Raw genomic sequence first — 24328 nt, 5'->3', positions numbered from 1 at the left:
AAGAGAAAAAAATTTGTTCACCTGCTAAAGTTAAACTTTAATTATATCTATCATATAAACATTTCTATTTGCTCTGATTTATTGTGTTCATTTACTTCTATATCTAAAATAGTTTTCCCCATTTTTGTAATTAGATTCACAACAAGGGCATTGCCCATACAAAAATAACGCATACGGTTTGGCATACCAGCTGTCCAATTATCAGGAAAACCATTTAATCGTTCACATTCTATAGGTGTTAGGAATCGTTTTTTACCATTTACTTCTACGATATGTGTACTTCTGTTAATAGAACCCTCGCTTGTCAACATAGTACGACCTGGCCCATCTAATTCATCCGTTTGAGACATACCACCTTCAGAAAAAATGTATTTATGCCCCTCTGCTGATGTACGTTCTATTTTCTTTGGACCACGTAAATAATTAAATTTTTCAGCTTGTAAATCTGTTAAATAAAACGATTCAGGCACCATGGATTCGTCAATTAAAATATGTTTAAGTGGTCTAAATTTCGGAAAGTCCACTTCTGTATGTGCAGTGAAAATTTCTCCCTCTAACATAATTCCAGCTGTATGAAACCCGAATGCAAACTCATCAGAAATTGCTATGATATCATCAGGTAATTCACAAGTTGCAATTCGATTTTTATAAGGCTCTTGCTTAACTGGAAATGTATTTGCAAAGAACCCTTCATTAAATACAATTTCATATGGGCTGAATTTACGCTGTTTTGTTGCAAAGTTTAAAGTATTTTTATAAGCAAATATAAAAATACGACGGCGTTTTTGAGCAGCTCCATATTCTGCAGCATTTACAACTCGCCATTCCACAATATACCCCAAGTCACGGAACGTCGCTAGCATAACTGCAAAATCGCGTCCTCGCTGTTTAGATGGCGATTTTAATAACCTATCGACGTTTTCAAGAAGTACATATTTTGGGTGGGAATTTTCAATAACACGCTTAATTTCCCAAAACAATACACCTTTTTTCCCTTCGAGTCCCTTCTCACCTGATAACGAACGAGCTACTGAATAGTCTTGACAAGGAAAACCACCTACTAATAAATCTATATCTAATTCCTGAAATACTTTATCAGGTACCAATGCAATATCTTGATTACTGGGCTCTCCACCAAAGTTTCTTTTATAGCAATCGAATGCATCCTGTGACTTACGTGATGGTTCCCATTGGTTTGCCCAAATGGTATTAAAAAGGTTCGCATCTGCGTTTTCTAAACCTAATCGAAATCCACCCACACCCGCAAACAATTCTACTACATTTAGAGTGTCTTTCATTAGCAAACATCCTTTCTGCAAAAATTAATTATAACTTATTATAAATGATTTCTGCAAAGGGATCAACTTTTAAGTTTGAATCATTTCTTCTTCGAATATAATATTTTTAGAACTTTGGCAATAACGGTATTTTATAAATCTTAAGTTACTCCATTCAAGTGTCATAGCAGGTCTCCTTCCTTTTGTATAAACTCTTCGACCTATTTTATTTTTCAAATTAATAACTTCTTTTGGAAAATGTTTAGCTACAACAAATGCCTCAATCATGCCATAATCATTACTGTATTCTTGGTTAATCCAATCTACGTATTTCATAATTTGATGCACAACATCTTCAGTCGCTCTATCTTTTTTAATTTCAATAGTTAAGTATTTAGAAATTGTTGAAAAACCAGCTATGTATCTATACCCAAAAACATCCATCTTATCCATGTAATCTACAGGTTTAAATGGAGAAGCAACTACTTGATGTGAAACATAATCCCATTCCCCGAATATACTAGAACTAGAATTATTACTAATATTGTCAACAATTGCAGCTTCAATAGCCATTTCATGGCGTATATAGTCTTCATCTGCTGCTAAATCTAATATATTTTTTGAAGTAACTCTAAAACTATTGTTATATAATGATTTTATGCGCTTGTGAAGTAAATCCTCAGTATAAAAGATATTATAAGGATTTGCTAATTCATACTCGTTTGTTTTTAAAATAAAATCAAATAATGCTTTATTTTCAATATCATCAATTTTGATAAATGAAAGCTTCCATAAAACTCTCAGCATTTTAAAGGCACTTGGATTAGAAGCTAACACATCATCCATATCTACACCAGTTGTAAAAAAATATGGATTATTTTCAAAAGTGCAAATAAAACGGTTTTTTAAGTTAAATAATGTTTTATTTAAAATCATTTCTTCTTTTAATTCGGTATAATCGTTTACGATTGGGATATCAGCATTTGGGAAATTTAAAAGTTTGCAATCCTCTACAACATTTTTTAACTTTCCAATCCCATATATTTTTCTATCAATAAAAAAGTATACATTATCTCCTTCCTTCATTGATAAATAATCTGTAAATGTACCTTCATGCGGTGTCAGCCAATTATTTTTTTTAGGGACATTTATATTGGTACTATATACACCGTTTTTTATTATTTCATTTAAAGAATCAAAACTATCTAATGTAAAAATATAACCAGCCAAACACTTACCCCATTTCTTTTAAAATCTGACTTATATAAATATCATTTAACCAATAACATTGTTTCGTAATCCATTGCCCATCAGGTAACTCTGTTCTATCTGCTGCATTTCTTCCTTTTGGACGAACATGGAGAACTCCGTTAAATTTTGAGTCAGGTAAGTTATTTTTCAAACCACGTTTTGTTTTCTGAAATTGCACACCTTCATTAACAACACTACGGATAGCATTCCAATACTCATATAATTTCGTTTCAATTGTGTCCATTGGCATATGCCAAAGCTTAATCCCTTTAAAAATAAGCTCTTCTTCCTTAAATTGAAATACAACAAATAATAACTGTGTTTCTAAAAAATAATTTCGGATATAGCTCTCTTCCCAATCCTCTTTAACTATCTCTTTGAAATCGATATTCACAAATGACATGTGCTCTTTTGGAATACCGTTTTCTTTTAATCGAATAGTTTTAAATTGAATGTTTGCCTTTGCAAATTCGGCAATATTGTCTAACCTTGTTCCCTTTACGCCTAACAGAGAACTAATCAATTTTGCAATAAATGCCTTATTACCAGGATTAAATGGGACATCAAGTTGCTCTGCCATTTGTCTTTGCGTCATTCCTAAATATGGTGCAAAGCGTTCATGTAACAGCTCATTAATCGTTTTTTCGCGAAGCTCATTTGCAGATGCAAAGTAAGTTAGTTTTTCATCAGTAATTACTTCTCGAACAATGGATGTCATATATGATTGTTTTAAGGAATATGCTCGTTGTGGTGCCATAATTTCAGAACATGGCTGCTGACGAACCGAGCTTTTATTCGCGCCTTTTGTACATGCACCTAAATATTGAGTATCACCTTCAGATAATAAATGAGCCTCCCCTGCATGAATTTTACTAACAATATATTCCCAGTCCTTTTTAATAATAATTAAATCTTCTTCTGGATAATCATATAAAGTAGTTTCAATGATTTTGAAATTTTTGCGCTCTATTTCTGATTTCCACTCATAAAACATTAAAAGTAATTTACGATTTTTCTTCCAAAAACTCGATGTTTCAAATTCTGTATGTACCTCTTCCATATAATTAATAATGTTTAATACTAGGCGCTCTTTTGCTGATAATGTACCATTTTTATTTTTCTTAAATGGCGTTACTTTCAACTCAATTCCTAAATCTTTAAAATCCGGTTCAGCATTACTATTAATTTCATAACCAAAATGACTTTCTTCTATAATATGACCAAATCCTCCTTTCTGCCCTTTACTTAAACGGTCATGAAGGTCAATTTCATTAAATGTTTTTCCTATTGCTTCACGGGCTTTATCTAAAAGTTGTTTCTCATTTTTGTACATCATTAAATATCACATCCTTTTGTTATATTAAGGAATTCTAGTTATAAATAATAATACCACCTTATTAAAATAAATTCATATTTGCTAATAAACGGTAGTACAATTATCTAAATCCTCAAAAAATTTACCTGAAATAATATTACAGTACTTGAACAAATTAAAACAATATAGGTTGCAGATGAGGCCTGTTTCTAAGGGTATTAAAACGATTAAGAAATATGATTTGTCTATGACGAAATCTATTTAATTATGCCTTAGCATTAATTATAAATGACGGATTGTAATATTAAGTGCAACACCCAGAAGTCAATATAAAGGAAGCCCATAACGACCTCGTGTAGAATGTAGTTACCACACAAACATTCAAACGGAGGAATCGTTATGAGCTATACCCATCTTACCATATCAGAACGTGTAAAAATAGAAACATACCTAGAACTTGATTATCCGATTCGTAAAATAGCGAAACTCTTAAATCGTCAACCTTCTACGATTTCCAGAGAAATAAAACGCCACGCCGGTAGTACGGCTGACGAAGCGCAGGTACGTTACCACCAAAATAAATCCAACTGTGGTGCCAAGTCAAAATGTACACCCGAAGTAAAAGAAGCTGTTCAAGAAAAGTTGTGGGATACTTGGTCGCCTGAACAAATTGTCGGCCGCTTGTATCAAGGACAGCTAAGTTTTAAAACCATCTATCGCTGGATTTACGAGGGTTTTTTAGAAGTGCCTATAACCGTTCTCCGTCAAAAAGGAAAGCGCCAAAAGCCCCGGGAAACAAGAGGAAGATTTAACATTGGTACACCAATTTCTAAACGCCCAAAAGAAGTACGTAAACGTGAAACCTTTGGACATTGGGAGTTAGATACAGTTGTATCTGGACGTGGGAAAGCAAAAGGTTGTGTAGCAACATTTATTGAACGAATGACACGGTGGTATGTTGGCTTTTTGATACCGGATCGCTCAGCTCAATCAATGGAAGGAGCAGTACGTCTACTTCATTCTAAATTACCAAAAGGCGCTATAAAAACAGCCACAACAGACCGAGGTAAAGAATTTAGCTGTTATAAAGTATTAGAAAAAGACTTGAAAATTGATGTTTATTTTGCGGATGCCTATTCTTCTTGGCAACGCGGAAGTAACGAAAATGGAAATGGATTACTTCGCGAGTTCTTCCCTAAGCAAACAAATTTCGAAAAAGTATCACCAGAAGAACTAACAGAATCATTAAACTATATCAACAACCGACCAAGAAAATGTCTTGGTTGGAAAACTGCAAACGAGGCTTTTAATGAGCAATTGTTGCACTTAATTTGACAAATCATCAAATAAAAAAAAGAGATGGTTCTTACAGAAACCATTTCTTTCTCTGATTTCTAACGCTCGGTATAATATTTTCTTAAACCCTCCTGAAACAACTGCTTGAGCTGCTGTTCGCCAATCCCTAAAACATAAGCCTCGATGATAATTTGTTCCAATTTCATAGCAATTTGCAAAAGGTTGGCATTCTGGGTTTTAGTAGCATTTTCATTAATAAGAAATGCTTTTGAACGAGGTTTTATTGTGATAACCCCCTTTTTTTGCAGCTCCTTATAGCTTTTATGAACGGTGTGAAGATTGAGGTTTGTTTGCCCAGCTAGATCACGAATTGAGGGCAACTGGTCACCATATTGCAAATTTCCTGTCGCTATTGCTAAAAGGAGCTGCTGCGTTAGCTGCTGATAAAATGGGGTATTACTAGTTATATCTATTTTTACATTCAATTGTTTACGTATCCCTTCCTATTTTTATAAAATATGGTGATTGTACTTATAGTTACAATGATTAATATAATGACTGCTGTAATCCTTGGAGAAACATGGAACGTAAGCAAGCCGAAATGGAGAAGTGCAATAATTATTAATAAAGGTAATCCATAAAGTAAGCTTATTAATACTGTAGGGTTGGACTTAATCGCCTCTGATGGATTTGTCCAGTCAAGTAATGGATGCCTTTTATCGTAAAGCGGAGATAATAAATTATAAGAAAATACTAATAATAATGTTATCAATAAATACAGCATCATTATCATGTCATTTTTTTCAAATAGCATATAAAAGATATAGCTTATGATGACTGATAGTGCACTGATGCTTGAAGAAATCACTACTTTTGCCATAAATATTTTGTGTGGCTCCAAGGGCAATGTTTTGCTTGAAGCATAATATTTCCCCTCTCTAGAATAAGGTGTTCCACTAATATTGTTCATACAGCTCATAAATAAAATCATATAGACAAAAAGGTAAGCTTTATTGTCAACAATCCATTCAGCCTTTAGCATATTCATTTGGATCACCATTAGGTAAATTACTGTGCCGATTGGTGCCATAATGACACCTAGCATCGCTTGCAATTTAAAATAAGGTTCTGATTGAATAATCCAGTATTCTCGTTGTAAGTAATTGCTCCAACTGGTATTTTTTCCCCAAACTTTAGCTGTTTTTTCAATCCTGTTTACAGCCGAGCCATATTCATAATACTTAGACGCTATGATTGTTATAGTTATGTTAAACAATAAAAAGCACAGTAAGAATACTATCGAGAAATAAAGAACACTTTGAGCAGCCGTCAGTGGCAATATTCCCTCAAGCCATTGCTGCTGCATTGCGAAACGATAACCTATGTCGAGAATATCTGATATGGAGGCACTTAAGGATGCGATGGTTGATGTATCTATTTTCGCTAAAACAAGCTTAATAGTCTCGACATTATTTATCCAAAAATAAACTATTGGGCAAATGCCAATCCCTAAAATTAGCGTCATTCTAAACATTAAATACATGGCTATATTCATAAAAATTGTACGAAAATGATTCAAAATAGATAAAACACATAGTAGGGATAAAGTGATAAAGATGTTTACCATCAGTAAAAATACAATAGATTTTATAGCAAACCCTATATTAAACTCGATTAAGAGAATAAAAAATGTTGGTATGGAGAGTATTCCTACGACCGATATTGGTAAAGCTACACTACTTACTATTTTCGCCATTACAATCCGCTTCGCTGAAATCGGCAAATGAGCAAAGATAGAAAAATCACTTTGACTAAACACTACTGAAATCGCAAAATAGGAAATCAATATATACGTGATACTATTCGATAGTATAAAGCTGTAAAATAAAAACACCTCAGAGGTAGCCACGAAATAGATTATAAAGGTAAATACACAATACTGTAAGGCTATATAAATAAAGGCTAGTATTAAAAGCACTTGCACGATTGATTGCTTTGGTTTTGTATAAACGGATGTTAAGAAAAATTTAAATAATGGCAAATTATCCTTCATTAGCTTGTTTCTCCATAAAAATAGTCTCTAGGCTTCCATCGACAAGCAAATTTTCTAAAGATTCATGTAAAACAATCTTGCCGTCTTTTAAAAAACAAATGGATCGGCAAATTTTCTCGGCAACATCCAGCAAATGAGTGGAAAATAGAACGGTTCCACCATTCTCAACATATTCCTTTAGACAATTTTTAAAAGCAACGACAGCAAGTGGATCCAATCCATTTAGCGGCTCATCCATAATAAGAATAGGTGGACTAATCGTAAAGGCAGTAATCAATGCCATCTTATGGAGCATTCCATAAGAAAACGTTCCCATTGGCTTATTTATACTTTTTTCCATACCAAAGATATGGATGAAGCTTTGTAGTTTTGCATCATCCGTCTTTTCATATAGGCTCAAAACAAAATGTATCCAATCATAGGCGGCTATATTTGGAAAAACATGAATAGTATCAGGGATAAAATAAAATTGCTTTTTATAGGCAAGTAACTGCGATTTTGGCACATTATTAATCATCACTTTTCCACAATCCTGCTCTACTAAGCCAGTAATACAATTTAATGTTGTAGTTTTACCTGCTCCATTTCCACCTACAAACCCCAATATCTCTCCCTTTTCTATCTTTAATGCTACGCCCTTTAATACTTCATGCTGTCCAAACGATTTCTGTAAATCTTCTATTAATAACATGTCTTCACCACGTCCTATTTAAAATTTCTTCTTCGCTATGAAACTGTGCATGGTAGTAAACATTAATAGCACCAATAATAATGTTACGATAATATGAATGCCGTACCTTGCTTCCAAATTACCAGTCATCAGTATATTTGCCGCAGACAAACTATTACTTGCAGGGTTTACAGCATCTATGAAAGGATGTAATCCCGCGATAAAGCGGCAAACTAATAGGACAACGATACTTATTAATGCAATAAATGCAGGACTATTAAAAAATGTACTTATCATCGCAACAAACGTTATGATGAATAACAGCCAAACACAATAAAATGCAAAAGCCCACAAAGCTTGTGTCATAGGAACAGTAGTAAATAAATACGTTGCATAGCCGTAGGATACTGCATAGCCAAGAGCTATACATATAACAGCTAAAATATAATGGATGATGATTTTACTATTTAAATATGAAAATATCGATACTGGTCTTGTTAGGATAAATGCCATCATGCCATTTGCTTTCTCTCCTTGGATAATACTCATAGTGGCAACGACCAGAATAATAATGCCTAGTTGATCAAACTGTGAATTTAATGTTGAGGCAAGTACCTCCTGTCCCTCCGGCTTTGCCATCGTAGGATCAATTATTATACCTTCAATACCACCCGCTGATTGTAAAATAACAGGTAAATAATACATCATAATTGGCTGAGTTAGCCCTAGTAAAATAAATACGATTGGGAGCCACAATATTTTAAACTCCCTTGCCATTTGCTGTACTTCTTTTTTGCTTAATGCAATAAAAGCACTCATTCTCTTACACCACCAATTCTAAAAATATTTCTTCTAGATTGTCTTGAATACCCACTTCAAATTTAGTAAACATCACTTTTGAATCCAGTCCGTGCTGTATTAGTCGATTAGCATCTTTTTCCAAATCTTCAACATGGATTTTGAAGCCATTTCCATAGCTTTCGATTTTCTTCACATACGGTAAATGTTCAATCATTGTTAACCACTTACAATCTTGTTCACGTAACGTCACAAAGATAGCCGATTCTTGATGGTACTCAAGCAGCTCTAATTTTGTCGCATCCTCTATTTTGTGACCATTTTTAATGACAACAAAGCGCTCACAAATTTCCTCCGCATCGCTCAAAATATGCGTAGATAGCAGAATCGTTGTTTCTTTTTTTATTTCTTTTAATAGATTTAACACTTCTCTTCTACCTATTGGATCTAGCGCTGATACTGGTTCATCCATAATCATGAAGGCAGGCTTATGCAATAAAGCCTGTGCAATGCCCAGACGCTGCTTCATTCCACCTGAAAAAGTCCCCACATGCGTATGTGCTTCTTTTCCTAAGCCCACTTTTTCTAAAAGTAATGGTATCTCTTGCTGTAATTCATTTTTTGATAGGCCCGAAAGTGTTCCCATAAAGGACAATGTTTCAAATGCTGTCATCCATGAGAAAAAATTAGGATACTGAGGTAAATATCCGATTTTATTTTTCATCCATGCAATTTTTTGACCATCCAGCAGAATTTCTCCTTCCTCTGCATATAAAATATCAGCAATGATTTGGATTAACGTAGATTTCCCCGCACCATTTGGCCCAATTAACCCAACACACTCATTCGCTTCAATGACCATTGAAAAATCTTTCACGGCTGTTTTTTGTTTAAACTTTTTCGTAATATTTTTAATCTCTAAGCGCATGTTTATTGACATCCTTCCTACCAATAATGAAGTATAGAACAGAACCAATTGAGTTAAAGAACAAAATAATAATTGTCCACATCAGTATGTTTTCCCGCGTATCTCGGTGCCGATATAAATCGAATAAAGCAACAATAATTAGAACTAATCCTACGAATATCAATGGCAAAATGATTGGAAGTATGCTTGCCCAATCCAGTTGGCTTAACTCATCAAAACCATAGTGTAATTTCATTCTTAAAACCTCCATTCATTATCATTATCGATAATGATAACATAAGATGTAAAAAATTTCATTACCTTTTTACTGTACATCTTTTTAAAAAAACTATAGTATATTTTTTGAGAATGTTCTCATATTGATAACATTTGATTGCTTCCCTTGATTCCATCTGATAGGAGGATTGTTTTATGCGGAATAAAGCAGAAGTTTTAATGCACCCTGTGAGAATGAAAATTTTACAAGCTCTCATGCACGATAAAGAAGAAGGCTTAAGCACTTTGGAGATGATTTCAATCATAAAGGATGTACCTCAAGCTACTTTGTATCGCCACATCCAAATTTTAGTGGATGAAAATATCATAAAAATTGTGAAAGAGCGAAAAGTACGTTCTGTTACAGAAAAATTCTATGCAGTAAATGAAGGAGCAGCAAAACTTAGTAAGGAGGATTGGACACAACTAACAATCAAACAAAAATTAAATTACGTTTCCTACTATCAATTAGCTTTGCTATCTCAATATCAAAACTATTTACATTCACTTGATGAAGAAGAAAGACTTGAAGATTTAGCAACGTTTTCATTTATTGATTTAACATTAACGACTGATCAATTCAAGAACTTTGAAAATGAATTAAACAATTTAATAAATAAATACTATAATATGACCGACTCAAGTAAAGAAACTAAGACTGAGACAAAAACAATTGCTATAAATATTATTCCAAAACCTGAAGTATGATTTTTACGCAAAGAAATGGAGAAGATTTATGAAAAGAAGAAAGTCAGTTGAAAACACACGAAAATTTATCATGATTATAATAGGCGCCATCATCGCAGCATATGGACTTGAAGCGGTATTAATTCCGAACGATGTCATTGATGGTGGCGTGACTGGTATTAGTATTATGGGCGCACACCTCTTTGGTATTCCATTAGGCGTACTGCTCTTTGTATTAAACATTCCTTTTATTTGGATAGGCTACAAACAAGTAGGGAAAACTTTTGCATTGATGAGTAGCGCTGGGATTGCAGCTCTATCTATTTCAACAGTGCTTATGCATGATGTTAAAACCATTTTAGGTCCAAATGATCCGTTATTAATTGTTTTATCTGGTGGTATGCTACTAGGTGTTGGGATTGGGATTGTCTTACGTAACGGTGGCGCTTTGGATGGCTCTGAGGTTTTAGCCGTGTTACTATCACGTAAGATTCCGTTTTCAGTCGGGGATATTATATTATTTATTAATGCCTTTATTTTCTTAGGGGCAAGCTTTATTTTTGGCTTAGAGAGCGCATTATACTCCGCTTTAACATACTATATTGCCAAAAATGTTATTGATATCATTCAAGTTGGTTTAGAAAAATCCAAAGATGTTCGAGTAGTCAGTGCCAAATCTGAAGAGATTGGGGATGCGATTCAAGCTCGTTTAGGACGTGGTGTTACATATACTAAAGGTCGCGGCGGATTTTCCAATGAACCCACGGATATTTTAAACTGTGTTATTAACCGCATGGAAGAAAATAAACTTGTGTCGATTATCAAAGATATTGATGAAGGTGCCTTCGTAGTTATTTCTGATGTGTCAGAGGTCCGAGGCGGGAACTTTAAAAAGCGGGATATCCACTAAATCAAGACCCCCTTTTGCATTATAGCGAAAGAGGGTTTTTTATTGACTTAAAAAACTTCAATATCTTGCTATTACGTTAGAAAGGACTTATGTTTTCGTTCACATGCAGTTATACTTTGTTGTACAAAAACATGGAGGAAAGCATATGAACTGTTTTTATTAGAAAAGGGTGAAAACACAATGAAGGATAAAAAAAGCAAGGAAGTACCACAGGATAGAACTAGCAATAAACATCATGTAGAAATGATGACAGACGAAAGATGGCAAGCAATTATTCATAATGACGCAACATACAATCAAAAATTTTTCTATGCTGTCGAAACGACAAAAATTTTTTGTAAGCCTTCATGTAAATCTCGTGTACCTAAAAAAGAAAATGTACGAATTTTTCGAACAGCAGAGCAAGCCCTCAATGAAAACTTTCGTCCTTGTAAACGCTGTAAGCCTACAAATGAAAACTTGCCTGATTGTGAATGGGTTGCTCAGGTAACTGAATACATTGACAAAAATTTCGCCGAAAAGTTAAATCTTGAGTTATTAGGATTGATTGCTCATGGAAGCCCCTTTCATTTACATCGAACATTTAAAAAGATTAAAGGGGTTACTCCTGCTGCATATATCCTACATGTCCGATTAGACGCTGCTAAAAACTACTTGATTCAAACAAATAAATCTATTGCAGATATTTCGATATGTGTAGGTATCCCTAATTCAACTTACTTTATTACCCTATTTAAAAATAAATTTGGTTTCACACCAGTACAATATCGAAAACTCTATCAATTGTGCGAGAAAAAGGAGAAATGAAAAATGAACAGCATTTATTGGTCTCTACTTCAACATAAGGATTGGCATTTCTATATCGCAGCAACGCCCAAGCATCTTTTATACGTTGGATCACAAAACCAACCTTTTACAGCAGTAAGTGATTGGGGTAAGAAAAAATATCCTAAAGCTACGCTAGTTGAAAATTCAGCCCTACTCGCTTCTTATTGTGATGAAATCATTGAATATCTTGAAGGTAAACGGACAGCATTTACTTTTCCTATTGATTACAAGGGTACACCGTTTCAGCTTTTAGTATGGAGAGCATTAAATGAAATTCCCTATGGACAAACAAAGACCTATTCAGATATTGCCCACTATATTAATAAGCCAGCAGCAGTTCGTGCCGTTGGTGCAGCTATTGGTGCAAATCCAATTTTACTAGCTGTTCCTTGCCATCGCATAGTAGGAAAAAATGGCACATTAACAGGCTATCGTGGAGGGCTTGAAATGAAGAAAAAGCTGTTGGAGCTGGAGAAATTGAATGCCCAATTGTAAATGGTGATTTTACGTAAAGGAGAGTTAATCGAATGAAACAAAATGTAAGCTATAAAGACTCAAAGACCCTCCTTAATAAAGGTACAGGGTTTCTTTCAGGCTATACACATTCCTTAAATCCATATACAGGCTGTTCCTTTGGCTGCTCTTATTGCTATGTACGCCAGATGCCCGTCTCGCTTTTTCGCCATGAAGAATGGGGTGATTGGGTAGATATCAAGAAAAATGCTGCATCATTACTTGCTAAAGAGCTTCATAAAGCAAAAACAAAAGGAAAAGTCACAATTTTTATGTCATCTAGTACAGATCCCTATCAACCCATCGAGTATAGAGAAAAAATAACTAGATCATTATTAGAAGTCATGGTTGAAGACCCTCCTGATTTTTTACTTGTCCAAACGCGGAGCCCTCTTATTTGTAGAGATATTGATTTATTACAGCGGTTAAACAATCACGTCAGGGTTAGTATGACAATTGAAACTGATATAGAGACTATTCGGAAACAGTTTACTCCACAGGCACCACCAATCCAAGCACGATTACAAGCAGTAGAAAAGCTAGTAGCTGCCGGAATACCCACTCAAGTAGCAATTGCCCCTGTATTACCGAGTAGCGAATGCTTTCCATATAAATTACAGCATATTGTCAATAGAATTTGTATAGATGATTATTTTATGGGTGATGGTAATGCAGGGAAAAGAACTGAAAAAATAGGTATAAAGGAAAAGTATAATGAGCTAGGCTTGGAAGAATGGTACACACCGCAAGCCTATCAAAAAGTATATACGCGCTTTTTAGAGGTTTTTCCTAAAAATCAGATTTATATTAGTCAATCTGGATTTGAGCCATAACAAAAATGCCATTGTAGAGGCTATCCCTACAATGGCTTTACTTAATTTAAATAGACTATATTTTCCGCTTCATTTGTCGGATTAAATTTTTACCCTCTTTTTCCACTCGGTTAGATTCTGTAATTTTTTGTAATGCTTTGTGATAAGTAAAATCATCCAGTGAATTGTTTCTTAAATAGTTCATTGTTACAAGAGGATTTTTAACATAACAAATTGAAATAGCCCATGCAACAGCCATTTTAACATAATACCCTTCATGCTTTATAGCATTGATTATGTTTAAAACGCATTGTATATATTGATGATCGATAAAATAATTTAATAGCATGACTACTCCAAAACGTACCTCATATTCTTTATTGGAAGAAAAATAAGGCTGTAAAAATACCCATACTTGCTCTTGATTTTCCTTTGTAAATTTTAAGCCTGTACAAAAACTATCACATACTGACCAATTATCAATTTTCGGAACAAATGAAGCCACATAGGAAAGACGCTCCTCACTATTTGTCTTTACATAACCAATGACCATTCCTTGTAGCATCACTTCTTCAAAAAATTCATCACTCGCGGCTGTTAAATAGTTCTGCCAATCTTCCTTGGCTATGTTTTTAGCTATTTTTCGAAGCTCTGGTAACCGAACACCTAAAATATTTTGGCAATTTGGGATAAGTGAGGACGAAAACTTTTGATAATCCTGGTCAGCTAAATTTATAAGTTGTTCTCTTATTTGTTGATGCATCCATATTCTCCAATCATTTATTTTTTTATCATACTATAAAAGATGAGTATTTTATAAAAAGGTAAATGAAATAGCAAGATTTCAAAGTGTTTCCAGAGAACTAATTTTTTCATATTTTAATCCGCTAATAAGGCATAAGGCCCCAACTACGATAACGGCTGTTGCGCCAAACAATGCATATTGGTAGCTGTTTGTATAATTGGCTAATGCTCCTGCTAGTGAAGGACCAATCATTTGTCCCAGGGCATACCCAGCAGTTAAATATCCTAATATTTGATGGCTATTTACTGGTGATATTTGTCTCGCTAATGTTGTTGCAACTGTGGTAATGCCCATAAAGGTTGCCCCAAAAATAAAGGCACTTATATAAAGTGTTATTGTATTTGTTGCAAAGGCTGGTAATACAATGCCAAGCCCTTGAAATAGCATGGAAATCAATAATGTTCTAACATAACCATAGCGCTGTGCCAGTTTTGACCAAACAATGCACGATGGAATTGCTGCAACTCCAACAACAAACCATACAAATGCAGCGTCACCATGAAAACTTGTAGACTCTTCTGCAATGGATACGATGAATGTCCCTGTAACAATATAGCCTAGCCCCTCTAAGCTATAGGCAATAATCAGCCATTTCATCCATATTGCAGGAGGTGCCTTCGGTGAAGCTTTGGCTGTACTCCCCTTTTGTTGAGCACTGGGTGTAACAGGTTTTATAAAAATTATAATGAAAATAAACAATATGATACAAAATAGTGCTAAGGCAATCCATGTTCCATTCCAATTAAAAATAGCATGAATGGGAGATACAATAATCGCACTTAAGGCAATACCTATCCCTACACCACTATAAAAAAGACCAGATAAATGTGCTTTGCCCTTTCTTGCTAATTGATCAAGCACTAGGCTAGCAGCAACTACAAAGATAAACGCGCTCATTACGCCTGAAAGAAACCGGAGTACATACCAGACCATAATGGTATCTGTAAAGCCCATGAAAGCTGTTGTCAAAATACTCATGACAAGTGCTATTTGTAAAAAAGGAATACGCTTATCTGCTAGTTGTAAACGACCAGCTACCAATGCCCCTACTAAGTAACCTAGATAATTACTAGTGGCTAAGAAACCTGCTGTTGCTCGACTAAAGGCAAAGGTTTCTTGCATATATGGCAATATCACTGTATAAGAGAATCGTCCAATCCCCATAGCAATCACTAATGCGAATATGCCTCCAATTAAATATTCAAATGTTTGCTTATTCATAATTCCCCTCCCCTCATCCTCACTATAACGAAAATTAAGGTATCACAAATAGAATAAATTTATTATAATAGATATCAAATAAATTGATGGCTGGTGGAATATATGAATATGAATGATCTCTCTATTTTTCGGACAGTCGTGCAAACTGGTAGCTTTTCGAAAGCTGCTGAAGCACTTAATTACACACAATCCAATATCTCTATGAAAATACAAAATCTTGAGACCATGTATCAGACAATATTTTTTTATCGTGGACATCGAGGTATCCGCTTAACACCCAAGGGAGAACAATTTTATGAGATGGTATTAAAAATGCTACATCTCTATGAGAAATCCTTTGAAATCCTACAAAACCCACATGAGCAAAGGGGTCTACTACGTATAGGTTCTATGGAAACAACTGCAGCACTTCACTTACCCGGACTTTTAACCTCTTTTCATAAAGCCCATGAACAGGTAGATATTACAATACTAACAAATCCAACGCAGCAAAATATAGAACGATTAGAAAACTATGAATTAGATGGAGCCTTTGTAACAGGGCCAATTTATAAGGAAAATATTCTTGCAAAGGAATTTGTATGCGAGGAGCTAGTAGTCGTTTCATCCAGCAAGTATAGGCAGATTGAAAGCTTACGAGATTTAGAAAAAAGTACCTTGATTACTTTTCGCAATGGTTGCTCCTATCGAGCCATTTTAGAGCACTGGTTGCATGAGGATGGAGTGCGTCCACAAAATCGTATGGAGTTTGGCACACTTGATGGAATCATTGGCTGTGTTGCTGCGGGACTAGGTGTAACCTTATTACCAAGGGCAATTGCTCAAAAATATATGAAAACACAATCTTTATCCCTGCACATACTAACAACAAAGCAAGCTCAAGTGCCCACTTGGTTTATCTATCGCAATGATGAAGTACAATCACCTGTTCTAAAAGATTTCCTTGAAGCAATCGATGCATATGACTACCCATCGATGTAAAATCTCATTTCAAAAAGGAGCTGTTCGACATGGGAACAGCTCAGATTGCTTTTAAACCATTTTCTATTAAGTACAAGTAGCCTTCTATCCAGCATGAATACTGGTCAACCATGCATATTTTCTCCTCAATTAGGCAAGACCACCCTCAAAACTAAGATTTCCTATTGTATTCGACAAAATTTAAGCTCTCGCATGAATATGGTTTCTTTTTTCCTATCCAAATCGTTATCTTTTGACGATTTACCTCATTTCCATTACGCTTTTATTAATACGCCATATAAAGGAGTAGTACATGGATATATTAATCGCAAGTAATCGCCAGCTACCGATTCGTTACTATGTCGATAAAGCCATTTGGATTCGTCGAGGCGGTTGCTCTATACATCCTCAAATGACACTACCGTTTTTTGTGGAAATCGAAATTAAAAACAGCCTTAACTTACAAATTATCATTGACTACATTTTTGAGTTTCAGCGACAATATAAACAGACAGAGCTTCAAATTTTGATCAAAGATGCACATATCTTAACAAAAATAAATGAATTGCTAACTTATAATGTACCTCACCAACACACGATTACTATTCAGCAGCTTTAGCAGGCAATGTGATGATAAAATGTAACATCTTATCTGAATACTTTGCATGAATGTTGCCATCATGTAGTTCGACAATACTTTTAGCAATGGCAAGGCCAAGTCCTGAGCCTTCTGCGACATTTGTTCTTGATTGGTCTTTTTTATAAAATCGCTCAAATAAATTTACCAGCTCTTCTGATGTAAATTCATCACTCTCATTCGCGATAGCAATTATTACATGCCCTTCTTTTTGCGCAAGGGAAACCAAAATTTGACCGCTACCTGAGCAATATTTAATGGCATTCATAAGTAAATTATCAAAAACTCTGACCATTTTTTCCGTATCAATAGAAGCAAAGATCCGTTCCTCCGAAAAATGTTTGGCGAATGACCGATTGTTTTCCTCTGCTTGTGGAATCAGCTCCTCTATTAATTGATCGAGTAGCTCATTGATGCAAACCTCTTGTTTCCCCATAACGATATTTTCATTCGTTAGCTTCGTATATTCAAATAAATCATCAATCAAATTTTTCAACTGCTCGGATTTTGAAAATGCGATTTTTAGATATTCATCATATTGCTCCTTTGTTTCATATCTCCCCTCTCTTAACAATCGTAAGTAGCCCATTATCGAGGTTAGCGGTGTCCGTAAGTCGTGTGATACATTTGTAATTAATTCATTTTTTTGTTGTTCAATCCTTCGTTCCATTTCGATATTGGTCATGATTGCTTCAGCCATATGATTGACGTTCTCTGTTAATAATGCGATTTCATCGATACCTTTTTTCTTTACTCGATAGCCAAGGTTTCCTTTAGCGATTTCCATAACCCCCTTTGCCAGTGCCTCAATTTGTTTCATTTTTCGTTTTGTTAAATAAAAGAAAGATAAAGTAAAAACAGCAATCGCAATAAAGTAAGGAATCGGCCCCCCCTCCGTTGTACTTGTATACAATACCCCTTGTGGAATACCACTAACAAATAAATATAAATTTTTATCCTCAATCGTTATTGGGTAAAAGGTAATATATTCTTGTCGTGATTGCTCAATCGTCTGTGCATTGAGTGGCTGAATAATAGCAAATTCCATTACACGCCCTATCTTATTATGTAAATTAATTTGTTCCTCCTCAGCTTGCTTTGTCTTATACAGCACCTTTCCGCTCTCATCTGTCACTAATACTTTTAATGCACTCTGCTTCATTTCAAGCATGACATTTTCATCCTCAATCAATTGTCTTAAGGCTTCAATACTATTGTCGTTGATGGCTCTGTCTACTACATGCTGTACCTGATAATGAATTTGCTGCATGCCTGGGTTATAGTCAATAGTAGTTCTCTCATTCATATTTCCAAAGAGAGGAAGTGAAGCTCTTGCAACAATTAGCCCTAGAAAGGCACAGAAAATAAAGGTGGTTAATAACTGAATTCTAAGGCTTTGACGCACCTTTGTGATGGCTTTTATAATGAGCATTTTGATTTTTGTGAATAAGTAGAAAGCAAGCTTACTGATCCTTTTCAATTTTATAACCTACTCCCCATACAGTTTTAATATATTGAGGATTTCTAGGATTGGTCTCAACCCTTTCTCGTATTTTTCGGATATGTACCATTACTGTATTTTCAGATTGGATTGCCTCTTCCTTCCAAACCTTTTCATAAATTTGCTCAGCGCTCATCACCATACCTTGATTTCTCGCAAGTAATTCAAGAATGGAAAACTCCCTTGGGGTAAGCTTTACTTTTTCATTATTGACAATCACCTCATGAGTAGCAGTATTTATGCGCATATCTCCAATCTCTATCTCATTTTCGTTCATTGTATCGTGTCGATTCATTTTTATGTATCTGCGAAGCTGGGATTTAATGCGTGCCATAAGCTCTAAGGGGTTGAAGGGCTTTGTTACATAATCATCTGCCCCTAACGTTAACCCAACGATTTTATCCATATCCTGTGACTTCGCTGATAGCATGATAATGGGCATTTCTTCTATTTCTCTAACTTTCATACACATCTCAATTCCATCTATCTTCGGCATCATAATATCTAAAACTATGAGATGTACCTTATGCTTTCTTAACAAAGTTAAGCCTTGTTCTCCATCACCAGCCTCTAGTACATGGTAGCCTTCATTTTTTAAATAAATAGCGATAAGATTTCTAATTTCCTTCTCATCATCTACAATCAGTATTGTTTCTTTCGTCATCCAATCCCACCAATTTCAATCATTATGATTCCTAATTCTAACTATCTTTTAAATTTTCGTATATACCAATAATACAAACAACCTACTATAGCAACAAATATCCCAAAATAAATACCATAACGTGTTGCTAGATCAGATATATACTCAATATGCTTGCCAAAGAATAACCCAAGTGTAAAATACAGCAATGTCCAAATAAAACCTGTTGTGTAGGAATACATCGCATATTTTAGAAAGGGCATCTTATTCATGCCAACTAAGTAAGGAATAATATGTCTAACTATTGGTATAAAATAGCTGATAACTAAAGCAAAATGTCCGTATTTATCTATTAGCTCCTTGGACTTTACTAAATACTTAGCCTTTTTCTTTTTCAGCAATTTATCTACTATTTTATGGCCAAATCCTTTCCCTAGGAAATACCCTAAAGACAATCCAGATACTACACCTAGATACGTTAGGATAAAGGCTTTCAAGACCGACATTTTTTCCATGGAACCTAAAAATCCACCACTCATTACAATCATCTCATCTGGAAGCGGCATCCCCACTATGCCTAGCCAGAGACTGAAAAACAATGCCCAATAACCGTATTGCTCTATAAAGGATAATAACTCATTCAATCCCATCTAACTAACCCTCTTCGTTCCCTGTCTACAGTTTAGTACATAGGCTGGTGGAAGATTAATCCACACTTTTTCATGCGTAATAGTATCAAAAAATTGATGGATAAATGATTTCTTAACTAGTGAATATTGGAATGTAATAAATTCCCCTTCCTCTAAACACTCTTTCACATTTTGTAATATTCGTGAAGCAACGACTGGATTTAAGGATGTAAAAGGCAAACCCGATACAATATAGTCGATTGTTTCGATATTTAAATTCTTCATATACAACCCTAAATTCTCAGCAGAGCCGTAGATTATGATAACATTTGGCTCATGCTCATATTGTTGACGTAGCTTATTATAAAAAACGGTATTATTTTCAATGAGTATTAGCTTAGTAGTATGCGCTTTTCTTTTCATTAATTCTTTCGTAAAGGAGCCTGTGCCAGGACCAAGCTCAACAATACATTGTGCCTTTTTAAAGCAAATAGCTTCAACTATTTTTTTAGCTAATTTTTTAGAACTAGGTGAAACAGCACCGATATTTTTTGGATGTTTTATAAATTCAGTAAAAAACCTTATAAATTGCATTCATGTTCTCCCCAATCTGATGAAATGTGAATGTCTTAACTATAACGAGCATTTCTTAAAGATTTAAGAGGAGATTTCTTAAATTTTTCTTAAGAGTTAAAAGGGGAAGCTTTCACATAATTGATGCTATTGATTTTTTCCTACATAAAATAGGCATACAAATGCTTCCAGCAGAATAGAAACCTATAGAGGTCATTTTTGACGAAAATTAAAGTGGGGTGTGAAAGGATGCTGAAACTATATGATACAAAAGAAATGGTACTCGGAATTGTACAACATGACCCATTATTTGTTGTCTTACAACAAGATACGCATTTAGAAGAAACTCTTTATAATGATGCTTATTTAGCACATATTAAAGAATCAAGTTATTATTCTATTTCAGAAGTAGCTGGTTGGTTTGACATCACTGATGCGATGCTTCGGTACTATATTAAGCCATTTGAACAGTACATTTTTAATGATGCTACAATTAGCCCAAACACCAATATTCGTTTAAATCTTTCTGCCATTTTAAGACTTCGGATGATTTTATTATTAAAGGACAAGCACCGTGTCAAAGGTCTAAAGCTTTTATTAGGGATGGATGATAATGGTCAACTTCCCAATCATCAAATAACCGCAACAACGATGACGAATGATGATTTAGCCAATAAAGTTGATGTTCTCGGTAATGTTCTACAGCAGATAATCCAAACAGGACTCTTTACCATGCAGCCAAATGAAGAGCAGGGAGCCTTACAGGTAGCCATTAATCAAGAATTTCTTACACAAAAAGTTCAATTACTATCCGCTGAGTCAAGTTCTTTTGAAGACATACAAAAAGAAACAGCTGAACTGAAACAAGAAAACGAAAATTTACAAAAACAAATTCAAGAGCTGCAGGAAGGAAACGTGAAGACCATCGTCCAAAAAATACGGGAGCGTCATATTGAGAATGAAATTGTTTCCAAATTGCGCACAGAAGCCCTACAGCAATTCTCTCAGGAAAGAAAAGTAGGTTTTTTCGCAAAAATGTTTCGTTCCTCTCAAATTGAGCTAGAAAAAGAGCAATTCACATTGAGCTATATTTCAAAGAATTTAGAAGAACGCTTAGAAGCAACATTGAATAATTATTATGGAAAGTAGATTAGACGTTTGCAAAAAAGTTTTAACTCCTCAGGGTAATCCCACGAAGGTTTTGTCCACATGGAAATAATAATTTCTGCCTTCGTCCCCCACCCTGTGGAGTTCCACAAGTTTGTTCTTCATTTTTTAACAATCCTCTTTTGTTCTTCCCTATCTATATCTCTGGAAAAATTATCCATCAATTTTATTGACCAACCCGGTCAATGTGTATATAATCGGCTTAAAATATACAATAAGGAGAAAAAAATTGTTTCAAGCATTTCAAAATTTAGATGATGAAAAACGTTATAAAATTATAAATGCTGCACTACGAGAATTCTCAATTCATAACTACGAAACCGCTTCAACTAATAAAATAGTGAAGGATGCAAAAATATCAAAAGGAATTTTATTTCACTATTTTGGTAGTAAAAAAAATTTATATCTTTACTTATATGACTATGTAACAACAATTTTCACTGATGCCATTAATAACAGCTTAGATTTGGAAGAACCAGATATATTTAAACGCTATAAACAAATCATGATGATGAAATTGGCATTAATTCAGCAATACCATACACTTTTTGATTTCTTAAAAAAGACATATGCTGAAACAAGCTTAGAAGTAAGAAATGAACTTGATCAATATAATAGTAAGCTGCAAGATTCTTCCTATACTCGTGTGTTCGCTGGAATTGATTATAATTTATTCCATGAAAATATAGATAGGACTAAGGCATTAGATACAATTAAATGGGTTACGAATGGAATCAGTGATCGATATGAAAAGCAATTAAAAAGCAACTTGGATAACAGTGAAGCCTTTCATCAACTACTAGAGCAATGCATGGAAGAGGCAACTCATTATTTTGAATTTTTAAAACAATTATTATACCGAAACACAAAGGGGTGAATAGGATGACATTAATTGAGATTAATCAGTTAACTAAAAAGTTTGGGGATTTTTATAGCATTCAAAATGTGAACTTACAGATTGCACAGGGTGAGGTATTTGGATTTTTAGGTCCAAATGGTGCTGGTAAATCTACAACAATTAGACATTTAATGGGCTTTTTACAGCCAACTAAAGGCATTTGTACAATAAAAGGGTTAGATTGCCGAAAAGCTACAGCTGAAATACAAAAATTTGTAGGGTATTTACCAGGTGAAATAGCATTTATTGATAAAATGACAGGACAGCAATTTATTCAATTTATTGCCAAAATGCGAGGATTACATGATCTAACAAGAGCCCATGAGCTGATGCAATACTTTGAATTAAATGCTACAGGTCTAATAAAGAAAATGTCGAAGGGCATGAAGCAAAAAGTTGGTTTAGTCTGTGCTTTTATGCATAGCCCTGAAATAGTCATTTTAGATGAGCCGACAAGTGGATTAGATCCTCTTATGCAAACAAAATTTATTGAATTGATAATAGGAGAAAAGGAAAAAGGAACGACTATCTTCATGTCCTCTCATATGATTGAGGAAATTGAGAAGACCTGTGACCGAGTAGCCATTATTAATGCTGGTAAGATTGTCGCCATAGAAGCCATTGCTGATCTAAAAAAACGCAAATCAAAAAAATTCTTAATTGAATTTCAAAGTGAGCAGGAGCTTTCCCGCTTCCTAGAGGAACCATTTAAGACTGAGCAAATCAGTCCAACACAGGTGATTATCAAGGTTCAGGGGAATGTCCAAACATTACTTTCAACATTAGCACACTATCAAATGATGGATCTCGATGTTATTTCACAATCACTCGAAGATATTTTTATGCATTACTACGATGTAGGGGGACAGGAATCATGAACTTTCCTTTGCTAAAACATGAGATGCTAGCCACTGTTAAATTATTTTGTATTATACTCGCAGTATTAATGCTCTATATTATCAGTATTGTTTATATGTATAATCCAGAAATGAGCAACACCCTAAAACAGCTTACGGCTACTATGCCAGAAATGATGGCCGCATTTGGGATGGGTTCTATTGGTGATACATTAATTGAATTTTTATCCACCTATCTCTATGGATTTTTATTATTAATTCTCCCATTAGTGTTCATTATCATGTTAGCGAATAAACTTATAATGGGCTATATAGATAATGGTTCAATGGCCTATCTCATTGCAACGCCGAATAGACGCTTAAAAATTGTATTTACACAAGCATCTTTCTTAATTGCTAGCATCTTTATACTGCTCGCTGTGACAACTTTAGTTGCCATAATCTTTTCAGAGTTCCTATTTCCTAGCGAATTAGACATCCCTGCTTTTCTTACATTAAATCTAGGTCTATTTTTCTTACACTTTGCCATCAGTGGCTACTGTTTTCTTGTTTCCTGTAGCAGTAAGGATTTAAAAACCTCCTATGCTTATAGTACGGGCTTACCAATTATTTTTTATTTAATAGAGGCGCTAAGCAATATGGGAGGCTCGTTAGAAAAACTTCAGTACTTTACAATCTATTCATTATTTGCTCCAGAAAAATTAATGGCTCAGGATAGCTCGTCTATCTGGATGCTTGGAACATTATTTTTAATTGGGCTACTATGCTATACACTAGCTGTTCGCATTTTTGTGAAACGTGATTTGTACTTATAAAATACATGCCAATCTATAAAGCTTGGTTT

27 protein-coding genes are annotated in these 24328 nt (G+C 34.5%); 12 read left to right on the top strand and 15 right to left on the bottom strand.

Going from position 1 to position 24328, the window contains the following annotated elements; all coding sequences use genetic code 11:
* Positions 1-50: 50 nt before the first annotated feature.
* From dcm to QNH24_RS07255, 3 genes are all read right to left on the bottom strand, one after another.
* Entirely contained in the window at positions 51-1298 is a 1248-nt protein-coding gene (dcm, locus tag QNH24_RS07265) for a DNA (cytosine-5-)-methyltransferase (RefSeq protein WP_283871412.1), read from the bottom strand.
* Positions 1299-1367: 69 nt separating this feature from the next.
* Positions 1368-2507, bottom strand: a complete 1140-nt coding sequence (locus QNH24_RS07260) for a hypothetical protein (protein ID WP_283871411.1) — start codon at positions 2505-2507, stop codon at positions 1368-1370.
* Positions 2508-2511: 4 nt separating this feature from the next.
* Positions 2512-3864 (bottom strand): Sau3AI family type II restriction endonuclease, encoded by a 1353-nt coding sequence (locus tag QNH24_RS07255; RefSeq protein ID WP_283871410.1) that lies wholly within the window; start codon positions 3862-3864, stop codon positions 2512-2514.
* Between the two features lie 378 nt (positions 3865-4242).
* On the opposite strand from QNH24_RS07255, the gene QNH24_RS07250 reads away from it, so the two are divergent.
* On the top strand, positions 4243-5178 hold the full coding sequence (locus QNH24_RS07250; RefSeq protein WP_283869548.1) for an IS30 family transposase: 936 nt from the start codon (positions 4243-4245) through the stop codon (positions 5176-5178).
* 59 nt (positions 5179-5237) lie between these two features.
* Here QNH24_RS07250 and QNH24_RS07245 read toward each other — a convergent pair whose 3' ends face one another.
* Genes QNH24_RS07245 through QNH24_RS07220 form a run of 6 tightly spaced genes read right to left on the bottom strand, consistent with a single transcriptional unit; the run spans position 5238 to position 9823 of the window.
* Entirely contained in the window at positions 5238-5624 is a 387-nt protein-coding gene (locus tag QNH24_RS07245) for a GntR family transcriptional regulator (RefSeq protein ID WP_283871409.1), read from the bottom strand.
* Complete coding sequence (locus QNH24_RS07240) at positions 5621-7192, bottom strand: hypothetical protein (protein WP_283871408.1); 1572 nt, start codon at positions 7190-7192, stop codon at positions 5621-5623. Before QNH24_RS07240 ends, QNH24_RS07245 begins: the two co-directional genes overlap by 4 nt.
* Entirely contained in the window at positions 7182-7883 is a 702-nt protein-coding gene (locus QNH24_RS07235) for an ABC transporter ATP-binding protein (RefSeq protein WP_283871407.1), read from the bottom strand. Before QNH24_RS07235 ends, QNH24_RS07240 begins: the two co-directional genes overlap by 11 nt.
* Positions 7884-7901: 18 nt before the next feature.
* Positions 7902-8681: an ABC transporter permease gene (locus QNH24_RS07230; RefSeq protein ID WP_283871406.1), complete on the bottom strand. Its 780-nt coding sequence runs from the start codon at positions 8679-8681 to the stop codon at positions 7902-7904.
* A gap of 4 nt (positions 8682-8685) precedes the next feature.
* On the bottom strand, positions 8686-9588 hold the full coding sequence (locus QNH24_RS07225) for an ABC transporter ATP-binding protein (RefSeq protein ID WP_283871405.1): 903 nt from the start codon (positions 9586-9588) through the stop codon (positions 8686-8688).
* Positions 9572-9823 (bottom strand): PLD nuclease N-terminal domain-containing protein, encoded by a 252-nt coding sequence (locus QNH24_RS07220; RefSeq protein ID WP_283871404.1) that lies wholly within the window; start codon positions 9821-9823, stop codon positions 9572-9574. The genes QNH24_RS07225 and QNH24_RS07220 overlap by 17 nt, the downstream gene beginning before the upstream one ends.
* A 176-nt stretch (positions 9824-9999) precedes the next feature.
* On the opposite strand from QNH24_RS07220, the gene QNH24_RS07215 reads away from it, so the two are divergent.
* The 5 genes from QNH24_RS07215 (at position 10000) to QNH24_RS07195 (ending at position 13614) form a co-directional block, all read left to right on the top strand.
* Positions 10000-10551, top strand: coding sequence for a transcriptional regulator (locus QNH24_RS07215; RefSeq protein WP_283871403.1), 552 nt, complete (start codon positions 10000-10002; stop codon positions 10549-10551).
* Between the two features lie 28 nt (positions 10552-10579).
* Complete coding sequence (locus QNH24_RS07210) at positions 10580-11440, top strand: YitT family protein (protein WP_054771156.1); 861 nt, start codon at positions 10580-10582, stop codon at positions 11438-11440.
* 180 nt (positions 11441-11620) lie between these two features.
* Positions 11621-12247: a bifunctional transcriptional activator/DNA repair enzyme AdaA gene (locus QNH24_RS07205; RefSeq protein WP_283871402.1), complete on the top strand. Its 627-nt coding sequence runs from the start codon at positions 11621-11623 to the stop codon at positions 12245-12247.
* Between the two features lie 3 nt (positions 12248-12250).
* Positions 12251-12763 (top strand): methylated-DNA--[protein]-cysteine S-methyltransferase, encoded by a 513-nt coding sequence (locus QNH24_RS07200; RefSeq protein WP_283871401.1) that lies wholly within the window; start codon positions 12251-12253, stop codon positions 12761-12763.
* A 32-nt stretch (positions 12764-12795) separates the two neighbouring features.
* On the top strand, positions 12796-13614 hold the full coding sequence (locus tag QNH24_RS07195; RefSeq protein WP_283871400.1) for an SPL family radical SAM protein: 819 nt from the start codon (positions 12796-12798) through the stop codon (positions 13612-13614).
* Positions 13615-13669: 55 nt separating this feature from the next.
* On the opposite strand, the gene QNH24_RS07190 is transcribed toward QNH24_RS07195, so the two are convergent.
* On the bottom strand, positions 13670-14356 hold the full coding sequence (locus QNH24_RS07190; protein ID WP_283871399.1) for a DNA alkylation repair protein: 687 nt from the start codon (positions 14354-14356) through the stop codon (positions 13670-13672).
* An 81-nt stretch (positions 14357-14437) separates the two neighbouring features.
* Positions 14438-15619: a YbfB/YjiJ family MFS transporter gene (locus tag QNH24_RS07185; RefSeq protein ID WP_283871398.1), complete on the bottom strand. Its 1182-nt coding sequence runs from the start codon at positions 15617-15619 to the stop codon at positions 14438-14440.
* A 102-nt stretch (positions 15620-15721) separates the two neighbouring features.
* Here QNH24_RS07185 and QNH24_RS07180 point away from each other — a divergent pair, with 102 nt between their 5' ends.
* On the top strand, positions 15722-16600 hold the full coding sequence (locus QNH24_RS07180) for a LysR family transcriptional regulator (RefSeq protein WP_283871397.1): 879 nt from the start codon (positions 15722-15724) through the stop codon (positions 16598-16600).
* Between the two features lie 292 nt (positions 16601-16892).
* A complete protein-coding gene (locus tag QNH24_RS07175; protein WP_283871396.1) occupies positions 16893-17198 on the top strand; it encodes a hypothetical protein in 306 nt (101 codons plus the stop codon).
* Here QNH24_RS07175 and QNH24_RS07170 read toward each other — a convergent pair.
* From QNH24_RS07170 to QNH24_RS07155, 4 genes are read right to left on the bottom strand one after another with little or no spacing between them, the layout of a single operon-like run.
* Positions 17182-18648, bottom strand: a complete 1467-nt coding sequence (locus tag QNH24_RS07170) for a sensor histidine kinase (RefSeq protein ID WP_283872766.1) — start codon at positions 18646-18648, stop codon at positions 17182-17184. The genes QNH24_RS07175 and QNH24_RS07170 overlap by 17 nt on opposite strands.
* A gap of 31 nt (positions 18649-18679) precedes the next feature.
* Entirely contained in the window at positions 18680-19381 is a 702-nt protein-coding gene (locus tag QNH24_RS07165) for a response regulator transcription factor (RefSeq protein ID WP_283871395.1), read from the bottom strand.
* 41 nt (positions 19382-19422) lie between these two features.
* Positions 19423-20010: a DedA family protein gene (locus tag QNH24_RS07160; RefSeq protein ID WP_283871394.1), complete on the bottom strand. Its 588-nt coding sequence runs from the start codon at positions 20008-20010 to the stop codon at positions 19423-19425.
* On the bottom strand, positions 20011-20583 hold the full coding sequence (locus tag QNH24_RS07155; RefSeq protein ID WP_283871393.1) for a class I SAM-dependent methyltransferase: 573 nt from the start codon (positions 20581-20583) through the stop codon (positions 20011-20013).
* A gap of 228 nt (positions 20584-20811) precedes the next feature.
* Between QNH24_RS07155 and QNH24_RS07150 the strand changes: the two genes are divergently transcribed.
* The 4 genes from QNH24_RS07150 (at position 20812) to QNH24_RS07135 (ending at position 24299) form a co-directional block, all read left to right on the top strand.
* The gene (locus tag QNH24_RS07150) at positions 20812-21711 is read left to right on the top strand and encodes a hypothetical protein (protein WP_283871392.1); all 900 of its coding nucleotides are present in this window, start codon (positions 20812-20814) and stop codon (positions 21709-21711) included.
* A gap of 247 nt (positions 21712-21958) precedes the next feature.
* On the top strand, positions 21959-22606 hold the full coding sequence (locus QNH24_RS07145; protein WP_283871391.1) for a TetR/AcrR family transcriptional regulator: 648 nt from the start codon (positions 21959-21961) through the stop codon (positions 22604-22606).
* 5 nt (positions 22607-22611) lie between these two features.
* On the top strand, positions 22612-23505 hold the full coding sequence (locus QNH24_RS07140) for an ABC transporter ATP-binding protein (protein ID WP_283871390.1): 894 nt from the start codon (positions 22612-22614) through the stop codon (positions 23503-23505).
* Positions 23502-24299: an ABC transporter permease subunit gene (locus tag QNH24_RS07135; protein ID WP_283871389.1), complete on the top strand. Its 798-nt coding sequence runs from the start codon at positions 23502-23504 to the stop codon at positions 24297-24299. The genes QNH24_RS07140 and QNH24_RS07135 overlap by 4 nt, the downstream gene beginning before the upstream one ends.
* Positions 24300-24328: the final 29 nt, after the last annotated feature.

This window comes from Lysinibacillus pakistanensis, assembly GCF_030123245.1.
GTDB lineage: Bacteria > Bacillota > Bacilli > Bacillales_A > Planococcaceae > Lysinibacillus > Lysinibacillus pakistanensis.
This window is presented reverse-complemented; position numbering and strand designations above follow the sequence as displayed.